General features: G+C 71.9%; 19 protein-coding genes and 1 riboswitch. Of the genes, 13 read left to right on the top strand and 6 right to left on the bottom strand.

The features are described 5' to 3' along the window. Positions 1-1,560, bottom strand: a complete 1,560-nt coding sequence (locus A4V12_RS30885) for an ABC transporter substrate-binding protein (RefSeq protein ID WP_064072774.1) — start codon at positions 1,558-1,560, stop codon at positions 1-3. A gap of 148 nt (positions 1,561-1,708) precedes the next feature. Then, a riboswitch (cobalamin riboswitch) is annotated at positions 1,709-1,903 on the top strand. A 12-nt stretch (positions 1,904-1,915) separates the two neighbouring features. Here A4V12_RS30885 and A4V12_RS30880 point away from each other — a divergent pair. The 3 genes from A4V12_RS30880 to A4V12_RS30870 are packed head-to-tail and all read left to right on the top strand — an operon-like array spanning position 1,916 to position 4,757. After that, the gene (locus A4V12_RS30880) at positions 1,916-2,971 is read left to right on the top strand and encodes an ABC transporter substrate-binding protein (RefSeq protein WP_079137484.1); all 1,056 of its coding nucleotides are present in this window, start codon (positions 1,916-1,918) and stop codon (positions 2,969-2,971) included. Then, positions 2,968-3,981, top strand: coding sequence for a FecCD family ABC transporter permease (locus tag A4V12_RS30875; protein WP_064072772.1), 1,014 nt, complete (start codon positions 2,968-2,970; stop codon positions 3,979-3,981). Before A4V12_RS30880 ends, A4V12_RS30875 begins: the two co-directional genes overlap by 4 nt. Next, entirely contained in the window at positions 3,978-4,757 is a 780-nt protein-coding gene (locus tag A4V12_RS30870; RefSeq protein WP_064072771.1) for an ABC transporter ATP-binding protein, read from the top strand. Before A4V12_RS30875 ends, A4V12_RS30870 begins: the two co-directional genes overlap by 4 nt. Before the next feature lie 188 nt (positions 4,758-4,945). On the opposite strand, the gene A4V12_RS30865 is transcribed toward A4V12_RS30870, so the two are convergent. Continuing rightward, positions 4,946-6,148 carry a L,D-transpeptidase gene (locus A4V12_RS30865; protein ID WP_064072770.1) on the bottom strand — a complete coding sequence of 401 codons (1,203 nt, stop codon included), beginning with the start codon at positions 6,146-6,148 and terminating at the stop codon, positions 4,946-4,948. A gap of 227 nt (positions 6,149-6,375) precedes the next feature. Here A4V12_RS30865 and A4V12_RS30860 point away from each other — a divergent pair, with 227 nt between their 5' ends. The 6 genes from A4V12_RS30860 to A4V12_RS30835 all read left to right on the top strand — a co-directional run bounded on the left by A4V12_RS30860 (position 6,376) and on the right by A4V12_RS30835 (position 12,957). After that, positions 6,376-7,572 carry a lipid II:glycine glycyltransferase FemX gene (locus A4V12_RS30860; RefSeq protein ID WP_064072769.1) on the top strand — a complete coding sequence of 399 codons (1,197 nt, stop codon included), beginning with the start codon at positions 6,376-6,378 and terminating at the stop codon, positions 7,570-7,572. A 176-nt stretch (positions 7,573-7,748) separates the two neighbouring features. Then, positions 7,749-9,302 (top strand): murein biosynthesis integral membrane protein MurJ, encoded by a 1,554-nt coding sequence (murJ, locus tag A4V12_RS30855; RefSeq protein WP_064072913.1) that lies wholly within the window; start codon positions 7,749-7,751, stop codon positions 9,300-9,302. 22 nt (positions 9,303-9,324) lie between these two features. Next, positions 9,325-10,008 carry a response regulator transcription factor gene (locus A4V12_RS30850; protein ID WP_064072768.1) on the top strand — a complete coding sequence of 228 codons (684 nt, stop codon included), beginning with the start codon at positions 9,325-9,327 and terminating at the stop codon, positions 10,006-10,008. Next, positions 10,005-11,576: an ATP-binding protein gene (locus tag A4V12_RS30845; protein ID WP_423564389.1), complete on the top strand. Its 1,572-nt coding sequence runs from the start codon at positions 10,005-10,007 to the stop codon at positions 11,574-11,576. The genes A4V12_RS30850 and A4V12_RS30845 overlap by 4 nt, the downstream gene beginning before the upstream one ends. Then, positions 11,573-12,208 (top strand): GerMN domain-containing protein, encoded by a 636-nt coding sequence (locus A4V12_RS30840; RefSeq protein ID WP_064072767.1) that lies wholly within the window; start codon positions 11,573-11,575, stop codon positions 12,206-12,208. The genes A4V12_RS30845 and A4V12_RS30840 overlap by 4 nt, the downstream gene beginning before the upstream one ends. Before the next feature lie 314 nt (positions 12,209-12,522). Then, entirely contained in the window at positions 12,523-12,957 is a 435-nt protein-coding gene (locus A4V12_RS30835) for a nuclear transport factor 2 family protein (protein ID WP_064072766.1), read from the top strand. A gap of 2 nt (positions 12,958-12,959) precedes the next feature. On the opposite strand, the gene A4V12_RS30830 is transcribed toward A4V12_RS30835, so the two are convergent. Further along, a complete protein-coding gene (locus tag A4V12_RS30830) occupies positions 12,960-13,892 on the bottom strand; it encodes an AraC family transcriptional regulator (RefSeq protein ID WP_234372398.1) in 933 nt (310 codons plus the stop codon). 113 nt (positions 13,893-14,005) lie between these two features. Between A4V12_RS30830 and A4V12_RS30825 the strand changes: the two genes are divergently transcribed. Continuing rightward, complete coding sequence (locus tag A4V12_RS30825) at positions 14,006-14,689, top strand: NAD(P)H oxidoreductase (RefSeq protein WP_064072764.1); 684 nt, start codon at positions 14,006-14,008, stop codon at positions 14,687-14,689. Positions 14,690-14,733: 44 nt separating this feature from the next. Further along, positions 14,734-15,270: a hypothetical protein gene (locus A4V12_RS30820; protein WP_064072763.1), complete on the top strand. Its 537-nt coding sequence runs from the start codon at positions 14,734-14,736 to the stop codon at positions 15,268-15,270. 145 nt (positions 15,271-15,415) lie between these two features. Here the strand turns inward: A4V12_RS30820 and A4V12_RS37805 are convergent, their stop codons facing one another. Next, complete coding sequence (locus tag A4V12_RS37805; RefSeq protein WP_064072762.1) at positions 15,416-15,685, bottom strand: hypothetical protein; 270 nt, start codon at positions 15,683-15,685, stop codon at positions 15,416-15,418. Between the two features lie 161 nt (positions 15,686-15,846). Between A4V12_RS37805 and A4V12_RS30810 the strand changes: the two genes are divergently transcribed. After that, positions 15,847-16,632 (top strand): DUF817 domain-containing protein, encoded by a 786-nt coding sequence (locus A4V12_RS30810; protein ID WP_064072911.1) that lies wholly within the window; start codon positions 15,847-15,849, stop codon positions 16,630-16,632. A gap of 412 nt (positions 16,633-17,044) precedes the next feature. Here the strand turns inward: A4V12_RS30810 and A4V12_RS30805 are convergent, their stop codons facing one another. Both A4V12_RS30805 and A4V12_RS30800 read right to left on the bottom strand, forming a co-directional pair. After that, the gene (locus tag A4V12_RS30805) at positions 17,045-17,590 is read right to left on the bottom strand and encodes a GrpB family protein (protein ID WP_064072761.1); all 546 of its coding nucleotides are present in this window, start codon (positions 17,588-17,590) and stop codon (positions 17,045-17,047) included. Positions 17,591-17,684: 94 nt separating this feature from the next. Further along, positions 17,685-19,115 carry a pre-peptidase C-terminal domain-containing protein gene (locus tag A4V12_RS30800; RefSeq protein ID WP_234372397.1) on the bottom strand — a complete coding sequence of 477 codons (1,431 nt, stop codon included), beginning with the start codon at positions 19,113-19,115 and terminating at the stop codon, positions 17,685-17,687. A gap of 379 nt (positions 19,116-19,494) precedes the next feature. On the opposite strand from A4V12_RS30800, the gene A4V12_RS30795 reads away from it, so the two are divergent. After that, positions 19,495-20,376 carry an ABC transporter substrate-binding protein gene (locus tag A4V12_RS30795; protein WP_234372396.1) on the top strand — a complete coding sequence of 294 codons (882 nt, stop codon included), beginning with the start codon at positions 19,495-19,497 and terminating at the stop codon, positions 20,374-20,376. Positions 20,377-20,378: the final 2 nt, after the last annotated feature.

Below are 20,378 nucleotides of genomic sequence, written 5' to 3'. Positions count from 1 at the left end.
TCAGGCCAGCCACACCTTGTCGAAGCGGGCGGAGTCGAGGGTGTTGGGCGGGGCCGCCTCGACGCCGCGCACACGGGAGGAGACCGCGTTCAGCCAGTCGGGGTGGCCCCACATCAGCAGGCCGCCCTCGTCGTGGACGGTGCGCTGGAGCTGCCCGTACAGCCGGGTGCGTTCGCCCTCGTCGGTCGTCGCCCGAGCCTTCGCGAAGGCCGCGTCGAAGTCCTTGCGGCGCCACCCGGAGGCGTTGAAGGCCGACGTGGTCAGCAGACGGTCGTTGAGGTACGTCGGGATCGACATGGCGCCGGAACGGTGGCTGCCCATCACGCCCTTGGTGAGCTGGTCCTTGAAGTACGTCTCCGAGGAGCCGGTCGTCACCTTGATCCGCAGGCCGGCGTCGGCGGCCTGCTCGGCGAAGAGGGTCGCGGCCTCCACGAACCCGGTGGCGGCGGAGGAGGTGTAGATGGACAGCGTCCTGTTCAGCATGCCGGTCTTCTTCAGCAGGGCCCGCGCCTCGGCGACGTCCCGCTTCCGCTGCGGTATGTCCTCGGGGTAGTACTGGTAGCCCTTGCCGAACATGTCGTTCCCGACGACGCCCCGGCCCGCCAGGACGACCTCGACCAGCTTCTCCCGGTCGGCGAGCAGCTTGAACGCCAGGGTGACGTCGGGGTCGTCGAAGGGCTCCTGGTCGCACTTCATGACGATGGCGTGGGCCGTGCTGCCCTTGGCCGCGACGATCCGTACGGACGTGTCGGCGGCGGCGGTACGGGCGAAGGTCGGCGTCATCTCGTAGCCGTACTCCGCCTGGCCTCCCCGCAGGGCGTTGCCGCGGGCGTCGGCGTCGGCGGAGAGGATGTGCAGCTCGTCGACGTACGCCCCGCCGTCCCAGTGGTCGTCGAAGCGCTCGGCGACGAACGACCGGCCGGCCCGGAAGGACTTCAGCCGGAACGCGCCGGTGCCCACGGGCCTGGCCGGGTCGCGGTAGCGGGCACTGACGACGGCGGTGCCCAAAGTGCCCAGCAGGGCGGGGAATTCGGCGCTCGGACGGCTGAGGGCGATCTCGACCGTGTTGCCGCCGACGCCCCGGCTCTTCTTCAGGTCGATGACCGACAGCATGCCCTGCGCGAAGTGGTCGGTCGCCTTGGGATCGAGGATCCGGCCGAAGCTGAACAGCACGTCCTCGGGCGTGAGCTTCTTCCCGTCGTGGAAGAGCGCCTCCCGGAGGGTGAAGCGCCACACGGTCGCGTCGGCGTTGGACTCCCACTTCGCGGCGAGCCGGGGGACCGGCGCCATGTCGGCGTCCAGGTCCACGAGCCGGTCGAACAGCGCCTTCGTCCGCGCCATGTCGATGGCCAGGGCCTCGGCGTGCGGGTCGATGGTCTCGAGCTCGCCGCCGCCCGTGAACAGGGCACGGAACCGGCCGCCGCGCCGCGGCTCCGCCTTGCCGCCGCCGGCCGCACCGCCGTCGCCGGAGCCGCCGCCACCGCACCCGGCCAGGGCCAGGGCACCGGCGGCGGCGCCGGTCAGGGCGAGGAAGTCTCGACGGTTACGCAAGATCGACATGCTGCTCCCAGGGGATCACGTGGAGTGGTCCCCGCACCACGGCCGCGGACGGGCGGAGGGTGCGGGGCCCGGACAGCATCCTGTATATGAAAATGATTGTCAACATCGTCTGATGGTCCGACAGTCCGGTCCCGCCGGTCGGCGCCTGTGGTAGCTTGCGCAGGCCAGTCGTACTCCGTACGCATGTACGTGAGTCAGGGAATCCGGTGCGAACCCGGAACTGACGCGCAGCGGTGAGGGCGACGGGCGCGGCAACCACGCCACTGGGCCGGACGACGGCCCGGGAAGGCGCCGCGTCCGGCTGACCCCGAGTCCGAATACCTGCTGGCACGTTCCGTACGGACGGGCCCCGCGCATGGGCCCTCGACGCCGAGGATCTGCCGTGCCCCTCACGCACCCCACCCGTTCCTTCGCCGCGCTCCTGTGCGCGGCCCTCCCGCTGACCGGCTGCGCCGGCGCCCCCGGATCCGGCGGCCCGCCCTCCTCCGCGACACGCACGCTCGACAACTGCGGACGCACGGTGGAGATCGAGGGGGACGGACCGCGGCGGGCCGTGTCGCTCAACCAGGGCACCACCGAGATCATGCTGTCGCTCGGACTGGCCGGCCGGATGGCTGGAACCGCCACCTGGACCGACCCCGTGATGAAGGGCCTGGAGAAGGCGAACGCCGGCGTACCGCGCCTCGCCGAGAACAACCCCTCCTTCGAGAAGGTCCTCGCCGTCGAACCCGACTTCGTCGCCGCCTCGTTCGCCTCCACCCTCGGCAAGGGCGGCGTCGCCACCCGGGAGCAGTTCGCACAGCTGGGCGTGCCCACCTACCTCTCCCCGTCCGACTGCCGGGGAAAGGACAACAGCGGTGACGGGGACGGCGTCCGCACCGAGCCGCTGGGCATGGACACCGTGTACGGCGAAGTGCGCGACATCGCCCGCGTCTTCGGCGCCGAGGCACGCGGCGAGGCACTGGTCCGGAGCCTCGAGGCCCGGGTCACCAGGGCGACCGCGGGGCTCGACGCGTCGGACGTCACCCTGCTCTACTGGTTCTCCGACGCCAAGTCCCCCTACATGGCCGGATGCTGCGGCGCCCCCGGCATCATCACCCGGGAACTCGGCGCGAAGAACGTCTTCGACGACACCGCCGAGGAATGGCCCCAGATCAACTGGGAGACCGTGGCCGACCGCAACCCCGACGTCCTCGTCATCGGCGACCTCACCCGCAAGGCGCAGAGCGGGGAGAGCGCGGCGAGGAAGATCGAGTTCCTGGAGTCCGATCCGGTCACCCGCACCATGGACGCCGTCAAGCACAAGCGGTACGTCCTCGTCAGCGGCCAGTCCATGAACCCGACGATCCGCACGGTCGAGGGCATCGAGCAGGTCGCCGCCGGACTTCGGCGGTTCGGCACGGCGAAGTGACGGCCGCCCTGCTGCGCACGGCGGCGGGCCTCGCGGTGCTCGCCGCGTCCGTCGCCCTCGCCATCACCATCGGACCGGCCGACATCGGCGTCACCGACGTCTGGTCCGTCGTCGCCTCCCACCTCGGCGGGGACGCCACCGGCCTCTCACCCATCCGCGACGGCATCGTGTGGAACCTGCGGCTGCCGCGCACCCTGCTGGCCGCCGTGTGCGGCGCCGGGCTGGCCCTCTGCGGGGCCGTGATGCAGTCGCTGCTGCGCAACCCGCTCGCCGACCCCTTCGTCCTGGGCGTCTCCTCCGGGGCCTCCACCGGAGCGGTCGTCGTGGTCGTCCTCGGCTTCGGCGGCGGAGCCCTCTCCGTCTCCGCGGGAGCCTTCGCGGGCGCGGTGTGCTCGTTCGCCGCCATGCTGCTCCTCAGCCACGTCCTCGGCGGCACCACCGACCGGGTCGTACTGTCCGGCGTCGCCGCCATGCAGCTGTTCTCCGCGCTCACCTCCTTCGTCGTGGTCACCTCGGCCGACGCCGAGACCACCCGCGGGGTGCTGTTCTGGCTGCTCGGCTCGCTCGGCGGCGCCGGCTGGACCGACGTGTGGCTGTGCCTGGCCGCCCTGGCACTCGGCCTCGCCGTCTGCCTGGGCCACGGCCGGACGCTGGACGCGTTCGCCTTCGGCCAGGACGCGGCCGCCACCCTCGGTGTGGACGTCGCCCGGGCGCGGGCGGTCCTGCTCTGCGTCACCGCACTGCTCACCGCCGCCCTGGTCAGCTCGGCCGGAGCCATCGGCTTCGTCGGCCTGGTGCTGCCGCACGCCGCCCGGGCCCTCACCGGACCGGGCCACGGGCGTCTGCTGCCCGCCGCCGCGCTCGGTGGAGCCGTCTTCCTGGTCTGGGTCGACACCCTCGCCAGGACCGTCATCGCACCGCAGGAGGTCCCCGTCGGCGTGGTGACCTCCCTGGTCGGCGTCCCCGCTTTCGTCCTCGTCCTGTACCGCACCCGGAGAACCCGCCGATGACCCTCGCCGCCGACCGCGTCACCCGCACAGCCGGCAGCACGCCCCTCCTCGACGGCGTCAGCATCACCCCGCCCCCCGGCGCCATGACCGGCCTGCTCGGCCCCAACGGCTCGGGCAAGTCCACCCTGTTGCGCCTGCTGTGCGGGGTGACCGCCCCCGCCGCCGGCGCGGTCACCCTCGACGGCCGGCCCCTGGACCAGCTGCGCCGCAGGGACGTCGCCCGGCGGGTGGCCGTCGTCGAGCAGCAGGCGGACACCCTCGTCGAGCTGACGGTCGCCGACGTCGTACGCCTCGGCCGCATCCCCCACCGGCGGGCCTGGGCACCCCCGGCCGAACCGGACGACCGGGCCGTCCGCGACGCCTTGGAGCGCACCGGCCTCGCCGACCGGGCGGACCGGCCCTGGCACACCCTGTCGGGAGGCGAGCGCCAGCGCGCACAGATCGCCCGGGCCCTCGCGCAGGAACCCCGCGAGCTCCTCCTCGACGAGCCGACGAACCACCTCGACATCCAGCACCAGCACGACCTGCTGCACCTCGTCCGCACGCTGCCCGTCACCAGCGTCGTCGCCCTGCACGACCTCAACCTCGCCGCCATGTACTGCGATCACGTCGTGGTCCTGCGGCGGGGCCGCGTCGTTGCCGCGGGCACACCCGGCGAGGTCCTCACCGAGGCGCTGATCGCCGACGTCTACGGCGTACGGGCGGTCGTCACCGATCCCGACACCGACGGCCGCCCGCACATCCGGGTGGTGGGGACCCTGTCCCGCGGACACTGAAGGACACCGGGACCGGACGCTCGGGAGGGCCGGGCCCGTCCCGAGGGCCGGCCTCCGGAGACCGGGCCCTCCAGAGACCGGGCCCTCCCGAGGAGCCGGGCCCTGCCGAGGACCGGGCCCTGCCGAGGACCGTTCCGCGGCCCGGGGCCGGCGGCCCGGCCGCCGTTCCGCGGCACTCCGCGTGCCCGTCAGCGCAGCGCGCTCCGCCGCTGCCAGTCGGCCCACGAGAGGTTCCACGCGCCGAAGCCGTTGCCCGGCGCGACGACGCCCTTGGTGTCCTTGCCGGTGATCTCGAACGGATCGCCCACCCGCACCTGGCCGTAGAACCAGGCCGCGTCGGCGTCGCCCATCCCTATGCAGCCCGAACTCCGGTTGGCCCTGCCGAGGTGGCGGGCGTTCCAGGGGGCGGCGTGCGCGTACATGCCCGACCAGGTGAGCCGCATCGAGTGGTCGACCATCTTGTCGTAGGCGTTGCCCAGGCCGACCGTCTCGGAGTTCATGTTGATGGTGCCCTCCTTCGCCATGAGGACGGCGGTCCCGCGCCAGGAGCGCCGGTCACCGCCGGGCGTACCGCCGGAGACCGGGATGCGCCGCACGGCCCTGCCGTCGCGCACGAGCGTGAGGTGGTGGTCGTCGAGGTCCACCTCGACGACCTGCCGGGCGCCGACGGTGAAGGTGGTGGTGTAGTCGCGCACGAACCAGCCGCCGTCGCCGGAGTCGGTGCCGTTCAGCCGGGCGTCCAGGGTGACCTTGGTGCCGGGCTTCCAGTAGTGCTCGGGCCGCCAGTCCACCCGGTCCCTGCCCGACCAGTCGCGCACCCATCCCCAGGAACCCCGGGTGCCGTTCGAGGTGGTGACCGTCAACTGCCTCTCGACCTCCGCCCGGTTCTCGACGGGATGGTCGAAGACGAGCGAGATCGGCTGCGCCACGCCCACGGTGGCGCCGTTCCCCGGCCGCCTGTCGACCTTGTTGACCTTGTCGGCCGGAGCGGTGGCGAAGGACGCCCGGCTCGTGCCGGCGGTACCGCCAGGGCTCACCGTCGCCGCCGTGACCGTGTACGCCGTGCCGGGCACGGCCCTGCGCCCGGAGAGCCACGTGAGGCCGTCGGACGCCACCTCGCCGGTGAGCCGGCGGCCCTCGCCGTCGGTCACGGTCACCGAGGTGAGGCGCCCGCCCGCCGCGGTGACCTTCACCCGCTCCCCGGCGGCGGCCTGACGGCCCGTCGGGGTGACCGTCACGGTGACGGGCCGGTCTCCGCCCTTGCCGGTGGCGCGGGTGTCCGCCGGTGCCGGAGCCGGCCGTGCGGAGCAGGCGACCGCCAGCGGTACGAGCAGGGCCGCGGCGAGGACGGTACGCACCGGGGCGTGGACGCGGACACGTGTGCGGGGCAACTGGACCTCCTGAGGGAACGGACGAGAGCCGGCGAGGAAGGGCCGGGGCAGTCCGTGCCGTGACTGTAGAGCCGGGGAAGTCCAGGTCAGCGGGGTGCGGACGATGTGACGGGGACTGGTGAGGAACGCTCATGGTCCGGTCACATTCGCCGAGCGGAACGGTCACGACCGGCGGTGAGCATCTCGTTCGACCCCGTGACGGACCGGGGAGAAGGAGAGGCCACACCGTGTCAGCGCTGCTCGTACCGCCCCGCCGCCCCCACGAGGAGGGCGGTCGCGCCCCGAGGCTGGAGCGCATCACCCCCGCGGCCCACCGAGCCTTCCTCGCCTCCCGCGACGGCGCGGCGCTCGGCGCCGGCTTCCTGCAGTGCCCGTCCTGGGGCGACGTCAAGGAGGGCTGGCACACCCGGTTGCTCGGCTGGGGGCCCGACCCGGGGGCCGGCCGCCTGACGGGAGTGGCCCTGGTGCTGCTGCGGCAGTTCCCGGGCACCCGCAAGTACTTCGCCTACCTTCCCGAGGGACCCGTCGCCGACTGGGAGGACCCGCACGTCGACGGCTGGCTCGACCCCCTGCTGGAACACCTGCGCGCCGAGGGCGCCTTCGCCGTACGCATCGGACCCTCCCCGGCCTACCGCAGCTGGGACGCCGCCCGCCTGAAGTCGCTGAGCGGCCCGGGCCGGCGCCTGGCCGACGTCCTCGCCAGCGAGGTCGACCCGCTCGGCACCGCGGTCGCCGAACGGCTGCGCGCCCGCGGCTGGCACCGCTGCGGCGGTGACGGGCCCACCGGCGACGGGGACGCCCAGCCGCGGCACGTCTTCCGCGTGCCGCTCGCCGGGCGCACCACCGAGCACCTGTGGTCCGGGCTCAACCAGGAGTGGCGGCGCAACGTCCGGCGCGCCCGCAAGGAGGGCGTGGAGGTGGTCGTGGGCAGTGCGGCCGACCTGCCCGCCTTCTACCGGCTGCTGCGGATCACCGAGGAGCGCGACGGCTTCCGGCTCGGCCGCTCACTCGCGTACTACGAACGCCAGTACGCGGCCCTCAACGCCGAGGAGCCAGGCCGGATGAAGCTCTACCTGGCCCGCCATCAGGGAGAGGTCCTCGCCGCCCACACCATGATCACCGTGGGCCGCAAGGTCTGGTACCAGACCGGCGCCTCCGCCGACCACCGCCGGGAGGTGCGCCCCTCCAACGCCCTGCAGTGGCGGATGCTGCTGGACGCCCACGCGGCCGGCGCTGACGTCTACGACATGCGCGGGGTACCCTCCACCCTTGATCCGGACGAACGTGCGTACGGGCTGCTGCGGTGGAAGCTCGGCACCGGCGGGCGGGTCGTCGAGACGTTGGGGGAATGGGAGAAGACCGTGGGCGGAACCGCCAACCAGACGCTTTACCGCGCCTTCCAGGCGTACTTGAACCGCCGGTGAGGCCGCCCACGGACACCGGCAGGGCGCACGGCCCCGCCGGTACGGCAGCGGACGCCGGCGACGCCCAGGGGACCGTACCGGAGGAGGACGCACCCGAGGGCGTACCGAGGGACGCGCCGAAGGACACACCGAAGGACGCACGGAAGGCGGCCTCCACGGCACGCAGCAGTGCCGTCATGGCCGCCGGCTCCCTGGTCTCCCGGGGCACCGGCTTCGCCCGGTCCGCCGTGGTCGCCGCGGCGCTCGGCACCATCGGCCCGACCGCCGACGGCTACGCGGTCGGCAACTCCCTGCCCACCATCGTCTACATGCTGCTCCTCGGCGGCGCGCTGAACGCCGTCTTCGTACCCGAACTGGTCAGGGCGGCCAAGGAGCACGACGACGGCGGAGCCGCGTACACCGACCGGCTCATCACGGTCTGCGTCGTCGCCCTGCTCGCGATCACCGCGACCGCCGTGTGGGCGGCACCCGCGATCGTCGACGCCTACACCGACTACACCGGCCGGCAGGCGGCCATGACGACCGCGTTCGCCCGTTACTGCCTGCCCCAGATCTTCTTCCTCGGACTGTTCACCCTGCTGGGCCAAGTGCTCAACGCGCGCGGCCGGTTCGGCGCCATGATGTGGGCACCGGTCCTCAACAACGTCGTCGTCATCGGCGTCTTCGGAGTGTTCCTGGCCCTGGCCATGGGCGGCGGGGACACGCTCGACGCGACCGAGACCGCGCTGCTCGGCTGGGGCACCACCGCCGGGATCGCCGTCCAGGCACTCGCCCTCGTCCCGGCGCTGCGCGCGGCCCGCTTCCGCTGGCGGCCCCGCTTCGACTGGCGGGGCAGCGGACTGACCCGCCCCCTGCGGTCGGCAGGCTGGCTGGTGCTGCTGGTCCTCGCCAACCAGGCCGCCTACTGGGTCACGACCCGGCTGGCCACCACCGCCGGCCTCCAGGGAGGCCCCGGCTACAGCGCGTACAACAACGCCTATGTCCTGTGGGTCGTCCCGCACGGCATCATCACGGTCTCCCTCATGACCGCGCTGCTGCCCCGGATGAGCGCGGCGGCCGCCGACAAGGACACCGCCGCCCTGCGCCGGGACGTCTCGCACGCCCTGCGCGCCTCGGCCGCCGCGGTCGTCCCCGCCGCCTGCGCGCTGCTCGCCCTCGCCCAGCCGGTGATGGCCCTCGTCTTCGGCCACGGCAGGACGAGCGCGGGCGACACGGCCGCCATGGCGGGCATCCTGATGGCGTTCGCGCCCGGACTCGCCGCCATGTCGGGCCAGTACGTGCTCTCCCGCACCTTCTACGCGCTCGGCGACACCCGTACGCCCTTCCTGATCAACCTGGTGATCGTCGCCCTCAACGCGGGCCTGTCCGTGACCGCCGCCCAACTGCTGCCGGCCCGCTGGGCGGTGACGGGAATGGCGGCCGCGTACTCCGTGGCCCTCTTCGCGGGCTGGGCCCTCACCGGCCGGATGCTGAGCCGGCGGCTGGCCGTCACCCGGCCGTGGCGGTCGTCCCCCGTCGCGGCGCACGCACGGCTGCTGCTCGCCGCCGTGCCCGCCACCGCGCTGGGCCACCTCGCAGCGTCCGGGGCCGCGCGGGCGGGCGTCGCCGTCGCCACGGCCGCCGGAGCGGCCGTCGTCCTGCTCGTCTTCGTGCTGCTCGCCAGGCCGCTGCGGCTGACCGAACTCCACGCGCTCCTCTCCGGCGTACGCCGCAGAGCGGCCCGGCGCTGAACCACCATTGAGGAGACCGCTGATGCCCCGCGTACTGCTCATCGAGGACGACCCCGCCGTCCGGGAAGGCGTCGAACTGGGCCTGCGCCGCCGTGGCCACGACGTGCGGTCGGCCGCCACCGGCGAGGCGGGACTCGAGGCGCTGAGCGAGTTCCGCCCCGACCTGCTGCTGCTGGACCTGATGCTGCCCGGGATGAACGGAGTGCAGGTCTGCCGGCGCGTCCGGGAGAACAGCCAGCTGCCCATCATCATGCTGACCGCGCGCGGCGACGACTTCGACATGATCGTGGGCCTGGAGGCCGGAGCCGACGACTACATCGTCAAGCCGGCCCGCCCCGAGGTGCTCGAGGCGCGCATCCGCGCCGTGCTGCGCCGTATCGAACCCACCGACACGGAACGCCCGGCCACCCGCGTCCACGGCGACCTCACCATCGACCGGGCCGCGCTGACGGTCACCAAGGCCGGCCGGCGCCTCGCGCTCGCCCCCTCGGAGCTGAAGCTCCTGCTCCACCTCTCCGCCGCCCCGGAACAGGTCTTCAGCCGCCAGCAACTGCTGGAGCACGTCTGGGAGCACAGCTACCACGCCGACGCGCGCCTGGTCGACGCGTGCGTCCGCCGGCTGCGCAACAAGATCGAGGACGACTCCGGCACGCCCCGCTACGTCCAGACGCTGCGCGGCTTCGGCTACCGCTTCGGGCCGCTGTGAGCCCGGCCCCCACCGCCGGCGTCCCGGCCCCCGACGGCGGGTCGCCGGTGCACGACGGCGCCGAGCACCCCGAGGGCGGGGGAGGGCGCCGGGACCCGGGAGGGCGGAGACGGGCGCGGTGGAGCTGGGCGTTCGGGCTGCGCACCCGCCTGACCCTGGCGTTCCTGCTGGTCGCGGCCGTCAGCGCCGGCACCACCGCGGCGCTGACCTACCGGGAGGCCCGCAGCGCCCTGCTGCAGACCGCGCAGGACACGGCCGTCTCGTCGTTCCGCGACGAGGTCCGGCAGACCGGCTTCCCCATGCCCCTCCAGGCCGAGGGCATCGAAGGAGTCCTGCGCGACATCGCCCGCAAAGGCAGGCCGCACCCCTGGGTCGCCTTCGCCGAGTACGGCTCGATCCGCGCCTCCTCCGGCACCAGCCCCGTCTCCGGGGTCATCACCCCGCAGCTGCGGCGGGCCGCACGGGCCAATCCCCACGGCAGCTTCCAGCGGGTCGTCAAGGACGGCGTCCCGTACCTGACCATCGCCATGCCCACGGTCTTCCCGACCGGTCCCGAGGGCGTGCTGCCCACCGGCCTTGTCCTGTACGCCGTCATGCGGATGACGGACGAGCAGATCAACGTCGAGGCGCTGCTGACCGCCGCCCGCGACGGCGCCCTGCCCGGACTCGTCGTCGCCCTGCTGCCCGGCCTGCTCGCCGCCCGCAGCGTGCTGCGTCCGGTGCGGGAGCTGCGCCGGGCCGCCCGGAGCATGGGCAGCGGCAGACTCGACACCCGCATCCAGGTGCGCGGCGGCGACGAACTGGCCGACCTCGCCCGTACCTTCAACGAGTCCGCGGAACAGCTCGAGCACTCCGTCCGGGAACTGCGCCAGGCCGAGGCGCGGGCCCGCCGTTTCGCGTCCGACGTCTCGCACGAGCTGCGCACCCCGCTCGCCGGCATGCTGGCGGTCACCGAGGTGCTCGACGAGGACGCCGGGCGGCTTGACCCCGACACCGCCCGCGCGGTGCGGCTGATCAGCTCGGAAACCGGGAAACTCGCCGGACTCGTCGAGGACCTGATGGAGATCTCCCGCTTCGACGCACGCGCGGCCGAGCTGAACACCGACGAGCTCGACGCGGCGGAGGCCGTCCGCAAGACGCTGGAGAACCGGCACTGGACGGACGGCCGCGTACGCACCGAGCTGCCCGAAGGGATCCGCGTACGGCTCGACCCGCGCCGCTTCGACGTCGTCGTCGCCAACCTCGTCGGCAACGCGCTGCGGCACGGCGGCACGCCCGTCACCGTACGGCTGCGCCGCGGGACCGGCTCCGACGGCGTGCCCCTGCTGGTCACCGAAGTGGCCGACAACGGTCCCGGCATCCGGCCCGAAGCGCTGCCCCACATCTTCGACCGCTTCTACAAGGCGGACGCGGCCCGCACCCGCTCGGAGGGCAGCGGTCTCGGCCTGGCGATCACCCTGGAGAACGTCAGGCTGCACCGGGGGACCGTCCGCGCGGGGAACCGGCCGGAGGGAGGCGCCGTCTTCACCGTCGAGATACCGCTGCACACGGAAGGGGACGGCCGGTGAGGCACGGGCACGTACGCCGGTGGGCGCTCGCCGCCGCGCCGGTGGGCGCCCTGCTGCTGGCCGGATGCGGCATCCAGGGAACCGGCGTCGTCGAAGCGGGCGGGCCGGCCAGCGTGCGGGTCGGCCCCGACCCCGACTTCGACGCCCTGCTGTTCTTCCGGCTGCCGGACGGAGAACTGACGCCCGTCGTCCGGTCGTTCCCACCCGCGAACGCGTTCCCCGACGAGTACGAGCAGACCGGGGGGCCGGTTCTGCCCCGGTCGCCGGAGAGGGCGGTCCTGGCACTGCTGGCGGGCCCGGCGAAGGAGGACGAGGCCGCCGGGCTCAGCACGTCGCTGCCCCGGACCACCACGGCCGGCGGCGTCCGGGTCCGGTCCGCCGCGGACGGGCGGGTGCTGGTAAACCTCCCCCTCGCGCTCGGCGCCCTGGACGCGACGGCGGTGCGCCAGCTGATCTGCACCGCCGCCTACAGCAAGGACCGCGACGGCCGCGTCACGGTGCTGGTGAAGGGCCGGGACGGAGTGACGGCGACCGGCATCTGCGGCCTGGACCTCAACGGCGAGGACCCCGGACCCACGCCCACCGCCGTCGCGACCCGCGGCCGGACGGCACCGCCCGGCCCGACCCCCTGACGGGGACGGACGACCGAAGGCGCCGTCCCCCGGCGCACGGCATCCCCGTGGCAGTACACGGTCCGGTGCGGTGAGAGGACGACGGTGGCGGTGGTGTCGCCGCTCCAGACGCGGCCACGCCCGTTGCAGCGGGGAGTGAGGTACGACCACTCCAGATTGCCGGCGATCACCGAGTGCAGGGCTTCGACGTACCGGCACACCGCCGGCGACGCCGGGTCACCAGGTCGGCCGGCAAGCGGGCCACTAATCAAGTTTGACTAGTCGGGTTTCCGGGCATACCGTCGACGAGTCAGCAACCTGCACAAGGGGGATTCATGACCGTACTGCCCGACACCGGCTTCACGCCGTCCGCCGAGGACCGCGCCGGCCTGGACGCCTGGTTCGCCGCGTACGACGAGGCCGGCGCCCGGCGCGACATCGCCCGCATGGCCGACATGGCGGTCTTCCCGCTCAACCTGGTCAGCGACGACTCCCAGGGCGACGGCCGTACCGCTCAGTGGAGCCGCGAACAGTTCATCGACACCATGAGCCAGGTCATGAGCGACAGCGGCGACCAGCCGATCTCCTTCGCGTCGACCCGCACCCCGGTCTTCCTGAGCCCGTCGATGGCCGTGGTGTTCACCGACTCGACCATGACGGCCGGTGAGGAGACGCACCGACTGCGGTACGCCGACATCCTCGTTCGGCGCGGTGGGACCTGGGCCTTCCAGACGATGATCCAGAGCGGCTGGGGCGACGGCCTGGGCTGACCTCAGGCGCCGGCGGCGCGAAAGGCGCTGGGGCTGCGGCCCTTGAGGCGCTTGAACGCGGCGCTGAAGCCGAAAGCGTCGGCGTAGCCGACCGATCTGCCGATCTGGGCGATGCTGAGACTGGTGTCGGTCAGCAGCGCCTCGGCCTCGTCCATGCGGCACTCGGTGACGTAGGCGAGGGGCGGACGCCCCATCAGCTTGGTGAAGCGCTTGGCGAACAGCGCCCGGGAGACACCGGCTCGAGTGGCCAGCGACGCCACCGTCCACGCCTCGGCGGGCCGGTCGTGGAAGGCCTGCAGCGCAGGGGCGAGGACGGGGTCGGTGAGGCCCCGGTACCAGCTGGGCGCGTCGGCACCCGCCCGGTCGAACCAGCTGCGCAGCGTGCACACCAGGGCCCAGTCGAGGAGCCGGTCCATCAACGCCTGCGACCCGGCGGACAGTCGGGCCGCGTCAGCGGCGGCCGTCTCCAGCCAGGCACAGACCTCGACGTCCTCCTTGATGACCAGGACCGGCGGCAGGGCGCGCAGCAGCCGCTCGTGCCGGTGGCCCGAGGCCCGGTAGGCCCCCACGATCAGCGCGGTCGCCTTCTCCGGGTCGTCGGCGCTCCACCGGATGCCGGCGAGTTCCTGGGCGGCGCACTCGGACTTCGCGGTGAAGCAGGCGATTTCGTACGCCTCGTGGGAGCCGTGGACGCTGCCGGGGCGGTCGGCGAGATGGAACGGTGCGGAGCCGTTCACGATGGCCGTATGCCCCACGCCGACCGCCCGCTCGGTACCGTCGGGCAGCATCAGCGTGCCCCCGCCGCGCAGCACACTGATCATCGTGAGTGGCGCGTCGTCGGCGAAGCGGATCGTCCAGGGGGCCGTCAGCACGGCATGGCTGACGACCGAGCCCTCCGCCCGTATGCCGCTCAGGAGCGAACTCAAAGGATCCACAAGAAGCACCGTAGACGATCTCCTATGCCTTGGAGGGCTTTTCCCATGGATCATCCACGGCCCCGCGGCTGTACTGGACACATCGAACCGACCGGGACCACCCAGGAGACACCGTGACGCAGCAGGACACCACCAAGGCCAGGACAGCACTCGTGGTCGTCGCACACCACCGCACCGATTCCCTCACCGCGCACACGGCCCGCCGTGCCGCCGCCCGGCTCGAAGCCGCCGGATACCGCATCGACCTCCTCGACCTGCACGCCGAGGGATTCGACCCGCGGATGAACACCTCGGACCAGCCGGACTGGGGCGACAGGGACAAGCCCTACTCGGACGAAGTGCGCGCCCACATGCGGCGCATCCTCGATGCCGACGTCGTCGTGGCCGTCTTCCCGGTGTACTGGCAGAGCGTGCCCGCCATCCTCAAGGGCTGGATCGACCGCGTATGGAACTACGGGTTCGCCTACGGCCGCAGCAAGCCCCGCCTCGCCGGCAAGCGCATGCTGTGGCTGGGCCTGGCCGGTGCCACCGGCGCCGATCCGATCGTGGACGGGATGCGAACCGTCCTCGAGACCAACCTGAGCGAAGGCATCGCCTACTACTGCGGCTTCTCCCACTCCACCGTCGGCCTGCTCACCGACGCGGAGGACCGCCCCCAGCGCGTCGACGCCGAGGGCAACCTCCTGATCGGCGCGGCGGTCGCGGGCGCCGAACGAGAGGCGCAGTACGCCGATTTCGACCGGCGCGCCGACGAGTTCGTGGAAAAGTTCATCGCCGAGGAGCGTGTGTCGGCCTGACCGCCCGTAGACCTACGGGGTGCTGAACGCTCGTGGGGGGTGGCATGGGCACGGGATCGCTCAGGTACGAGCAGGTTTTCGGGGCCCTGAGGGGTGAGAAGGTCTACGACATCCGGATCGCCGGGTACACCGACCGGGACGAACGAGTGCCCCGGTTCACCCCGCTGGGCCGCCAGGTGTACTTGGCCCTGGACTCGGGCGGTCACGTCCTGCTGGAGTCCCTCGGCAACCACGGTCAGCTGTCCATCAGAAAGGTGACGGACTACGAGTTCCCGCACGAGCTCGCCGGAGGGGACGAGGAGTTCACCGTGGGCGGCTGCGGCCCGCAGTATCTCGGTGATCTCACCGACCAGTCCGTCGTCGCCGTCCGCTACGTCCTCAACGCTGAATCCGACACGGCTGCCGGCACGGTCCGCTGCGCCGAGTTCGAGTTCGCGTACAAGCAGCGCCTCTTCGTCGACCCCGGCTATCACTGGGGCATTCGCCTCCAAGGAGCCGGGGCCTACGAGACCTGGCTCGCCGACGAACGGGAGAACCCTGGCCCGCTCGGGCCCCTGACGGAACACCGCTGGACCCCATGACCTGCCAGGCAACCGGACGGTCGGGCCCCTGCGGACACGGTCCGCAGGGGCCCGACCGCTCGCCCGTGACGACCAGGTTGCTCCGATCTGGCGGGCCACAAGCGCAACGGCACACGATTCGGTGCACCATGACCGACCACCACACCTACGGCACAGCACATACACCGTCGGCGAGTTGGTCCGGCTCGTCAGCGGCCACCTGGGACTCGTCTTCATCGAGCACGACAGCCCCTACCGGGGCAGCTACCACCTCGCCGACAGCCGCCGCGGACGGATCGAGATTCAGCCCAATCCGATCCCCGGCGACGACGGCGAGGACGACCTTCATGCCGCCGAACACCCAGCCGTCGAAGTGCTGTTGCTCCACGACCACGCCGGTGGCGAACCCCGCCCTGCATACCCGCTTGGCCTCCATCGAAGGGCTCATCCATCTGAGCCATAAGGCCATGTGAACAGATCGGTTGGCGGGTGGTGGAGGACCGCCTCACCGCCGACTCTCCGCCTCCCGACTCCACCGGCGCCTCCTGCCCGGACGGAGCGGTGAACCGCGGCGTGACCTGCGGCGTCCTTCCCGCCATGCACACCTTCTTCAGCGGCGTGGGCCAGCTGGCCAGGTTCACGGTCCTCCAGGCGCGGTGCTGCGCGTATGCCGTGGCGCTCCTCGGCGGGATCGCGGTGTCACGGGCGCTGCCCGACCTCCCGGTCGCGCGGTACGACCTGGTACTCGTCTACGGGCTGCTGCTCACGTGGGCCGCCCGCCGCCTGGGGTGGGAAAGCCGGCGCGACACGATGGTGATCGCGGTGTGCCATGTCGTGGGGCTGCTGTTCGAATTGATCAAGGTGCGCCTGGGCTCCTGGAGCTATCCCGAGGACGCGGTGACGAAGATCGCCGGTGTGCCCCTGTACGGCGGGTTCATGTACGCCGCGGTGGCCGGTTACGTCTGCCGCGCATGGCACCTGTTCGAGCTGCGCTTCACCGGATACCGCGCGGCGGCGACCGCCGTCGTCGCTGCCGCGGTGTACGTCAACTTCTTCACGCACCACTGGCTGCCCGACCTCCGGTGGCCCCTGGCCGCCGCGATGGTCGCCGTGACCGCCGGGGCCTGGGTCGGGTTCACGGTGGGCCGGCGCCGCTACCGTATGCCGTTGGCGGTCTCCTTCGTCCTGATCGGCTTCTTCCTGTGGGTCGCCGAGAACGCCGCCACCTATGTCGGTGCCTGGAGCTACCCGCATCAGCTCGACGGGTGGGAACCGGTGGCGCTCACCAAGTTCGGTGCGTGGGCCCTGCTCATCAGCGTGACCTTCGTCCTGGCCGAGCGGATGAAGGCGGTGACGGTCGCTCCCCGGACCACCGGCGGGTGACCGCGGCGACCGACGCGCCCCCGCGGGGCCCGTGGCGCCGGCCGGGCGCACCCGAAGAGGGAGCCCGGCCGAGTACCGGGCCGCGCACCAGCACGAAGCGTGAGCGCCTGGGGTGCCGGGACCCCGCCGCAGCTGACCCGGCCTTGCGGGCGGCCCGGTGCAGAGACGCAGCGGTTCGCGCCGCCGATGTCCGCACCACGACGTCCGCGGCTCCGTGGCCGGTCGCGGAGACGTGCTCGACGCCCCACCGGCGTCACCGACCAAGATCGCCGGGGCGTCCTGCGGTCCGGTGAGGCCGCCCGCGGTGGACGCGACGAGGCCATCGGGCATTCGCTGGTCGCACAGCCCGACGGCCAAGGATCGTCCCGCAAACCCGCCGATGTCGGTTCCAGCTGTGATGTGGAGGGGAAGCTCAGGCGTCACTGGGGCCGGGGACCCAGCCGGTGCGCTGGGCCCATGCGTCAGCGCGTCGGATGATGTCCCATACGAAGGCATCCTTCGCTTGGACGTAGCCGGGCCGGTCGTTGTGGAACCGGGCCGCGCAGCGCCGTTTGGCCGCCGCGTACTCGGTCACGGCAGACGTGTGGCAGCGGAGGTAGTCGCGAAACAGGAGGGGGAACTGCTGGGAGAAAGTGCCCAGCTGCCGCACGTGCACGTGTGTGCGCTGCTGACCTGGTGGTTCCCGGAAATATCGCTTGGTCCGTTCGGGGTTGTCCGCCCGGTACACGAAACCCATGCCGGTGAGCGGGACCAGGAACTCGTCCGTCGGCTCCAGCGACGGCACTGAGATCTGGATGTCGATCACCGGCTTGGCCGCCAGCCCCGGCACCGAGGTGGACCCGATGTGGTCGATACGAACCGCGGTGTCACCGAGGGCTGCACGCAGGCCCACGCCCCACGTGGCGAACATGCCTGGCCAAGCGGGGTCGTAGGGCATGATCTCGACCGGCTCTCCCATACTGAGGAGTGTTCCACGCCTTGCTGCGCCATGACCCGGGAGCGTTGGGCGGAGCGAGATGAGGGCCGGGCCGGGCAGGGTGGCCGCGGTCGCCTCAGCTCCTTGTCACCCTGCAGTCGTACGAGGCGGCACCGGACCCGCTGTACGCCTCCATGTCGAGGTAGTAGGTGCCCGTGCCGGACGCGGTGCGGGTGAAGGACAGGGACTCGTCGGTGCCGGCCCCGTCGTTGACGGAGCGTTCCAGGGTGCTGCCGTTCGCGTCGAGCCAGTACAGGTCCGCGTCGTAGGCGGAGGGGACCGCGCAGTTCACCGCGACCGTCTGCCCGGCAGGCACGGTGATCTTGAAGTAGTCGCGGTCGCTGGTCGATCTCATGCCGCCGGTCAGGGAGGCGGGGAAGGTGAGGGAGGTGGCGTCGTCGGCCGTGTCACGGGTGTCGTTGGGCTCGCTCTCGGCGAGCACGGTGCCGCCGCCCTGGCCGCCGCAGTCGCTCACCGGAGTCCCGCTGTACAGGTTGGTGTCGGCGATCCCGTTCGTGACGCTGCGGAGGTAGTAGCCGCATGTGGGACGGTTCTTGAAGTCGAAGGTCGAGCCGGGCGTCAGCCGCCAGATCTTGAAGCCCGAGTAGGTCAGCGGCCTCCTGTCGACCGCTTGCTCCGGCTGGTGGTCGGCGAGGACGACGTAGGCGTCCTTCCCGTACTGGGTCGCCATGCCGTTGCGGTCGAGGAACAGTGAGCCACCGCCCTCCTCCACCCCGACGCCCCAGGCGGCGCCCCCCGGCGCGAGACCGTCCTTCACCGCGCGGGCGAGGAAGGACATCGTGCGGCCCATCCGGTCGCGGGTCACGAAGTGCGAGTCGTTGATGACGGACCCGTAGTTCGCCCAGGCGAACATGCCGGTGGTGAAGCTGATGTACCGGTCGTAGGGGTTGGCGAGTGCTTCGGCGCTGGTGACACTGCCGTTGCAGGCGTCGTACACGATGGGGCTGTTGATGTGGTGGCCCGCACTGCCGCCGCCGGAGCCGCCGCCCTTGGCGACCACGGACTCGACGGACGCCTCGAGCGCGGTCCCCTTCCAGGCGGCGTACCGGCACTGGTCGCCGCCGGCGAAGTAGACGAACTCGGCGTTCCGGACGTCGGTGTTGACCTGGCTGTTGTTGCCGTCGGCCGCTGCCGTCAGCGTCCACGTCGTACAGGAATTCACTCCGGCCGACGCGGTGATCGTGTCGCACTCCGGGGTCCTGCTGCCGGAGGTCGGGGCGGATCCGGCCAGGACCACGACGTCGAGGGTCCCGGTGCCGCCGCGTATCTCGTCGACGGCTCTGGTCATCGTGGCCGCCACGACGCCGCCTGCTCCGTTCATCGTGAAGGCCGGGCCGTTCCACGCGCCGCGGCTGACGTCCGCGGTGTTGCCGAGGCGGATCCTGTCGGCCGCCGCATGCGCGGGCTGCTGCGCCGTCAGTACGGAGGCCATGGCGGTGAGCACGACGGCGGCCGCCGAGCAGGACCTGAGTGGACGGTGTGTCATCTGCACTCCTGGGAGGGTGGGGGAGGGGTTGGCCTGATTCCGCGGTCACCTCTCGATGGCCTCGGGTTGGTAGCGGAACATACAACTGGTGTCCGGGCAGGGGAAGATGTACGTCCGGATGAACTTCTCGGGCTGTCGATCGAGGCGCCAAAGCAGTACAAAACGCTCGAAAGGGCGGCGAGATTCAGCCTCCGCGCCCTGTTACGTGAACGTAATGGGCCTTACATCTAGCCACTGAGTGGGTTCCTCTGTAACTTCGCAGCAGTGTCTGGCGGCCAGTGTCCGTCGGCAGAAAATCACCGAGAGGCTCCACGCGATGAACGCTCGCTTCGTACGTCCTGCGGCGGCCGCCGCTGTCACGGCGGCCATGTTCGTCTCTATGACCGCCTGTGGAGGCGATGGACCCGCCGCTCCGTCCGGCGGGAAGGTCGTCGTCGCCGGCGAGGAGATCGTGAAGGACGAGAAGCTGCACGATCTGCTGCCCGAGAAGATCAAGAAGGCGGGGGAGGTGCGCGTCGCGACCGACGTGCCGTACCCGCCGTTCGAGATGTTCGTGAAGGAGGGCGAGCCCGCCCTGACCGGCCTGGACTACGACCTGGGCCAGGCGCTGGGCGGGAAGCTCGGCGTGAGATTCGCCTTCACGCCCCAGAAGTTCGACGGCATCGTGCCCGCTCTCCAGGCGGGCAAGTTCGACGTCGCCATGTCCGCGATCACCGACAACAAGGAACGCCAGAAGGTCGTCGACTTCGTCGACTACTCCCGGTCCGGCTCCGGGGTCCTGGTCGCCGAAGGCAACCCGTCCCGGATCACCACCCTGAACGACCTGTGCGGGAAGAAGGTCGCCGTCCAGGCGGCGACCAACCAGCTCGACCTGCTCAAGACGCGCCAGGCCACCTGCTCCGCCGCGGGCAGGGGGACGATGGACATCCAGACCTTCCCCAAGGACTCCGACGCCCAACTGGCCCTGCGCTCCGGCAAGGTCGTCGCCCAGGTCCTGACCAAGCCCGCCGCGGGCTGGGTCGCCAAGACCGCCGACAAGGGCGCGGCGTTCGACCTGGTCGAGGACCCCGCCGCACCCGGCGGCTACAACGCCTCGCCCAACGGCATCGCCGTCAGCAAGCAGCTGCCCGAGCTGACGGACGCGATCCAGAAGGCGCTGCAGGCGCTCATCGACGACGGCACCCTGACCGCGATCTACCAGCAGTACGGGGTCGCCTCGATCGCCGTCCAGAAGGCCACCAAGAACGCGGCGGTGGACTAGGG

Origin of the sequence: Streptomyces noursei, from assembly GCF_001646665.1 — a bacterium.
Classification (GTDB): Bacteria; Actinomycetota; Actinomycetes; order Streptomycetales; family Streptomycetaceae; genus Streptomyces; species Streptomyces lavendulocolor.
Note: the sequence above shows the minus strand (reverse complement) of the source record. Positions and strands in the feature narration are given on the sequence as shown.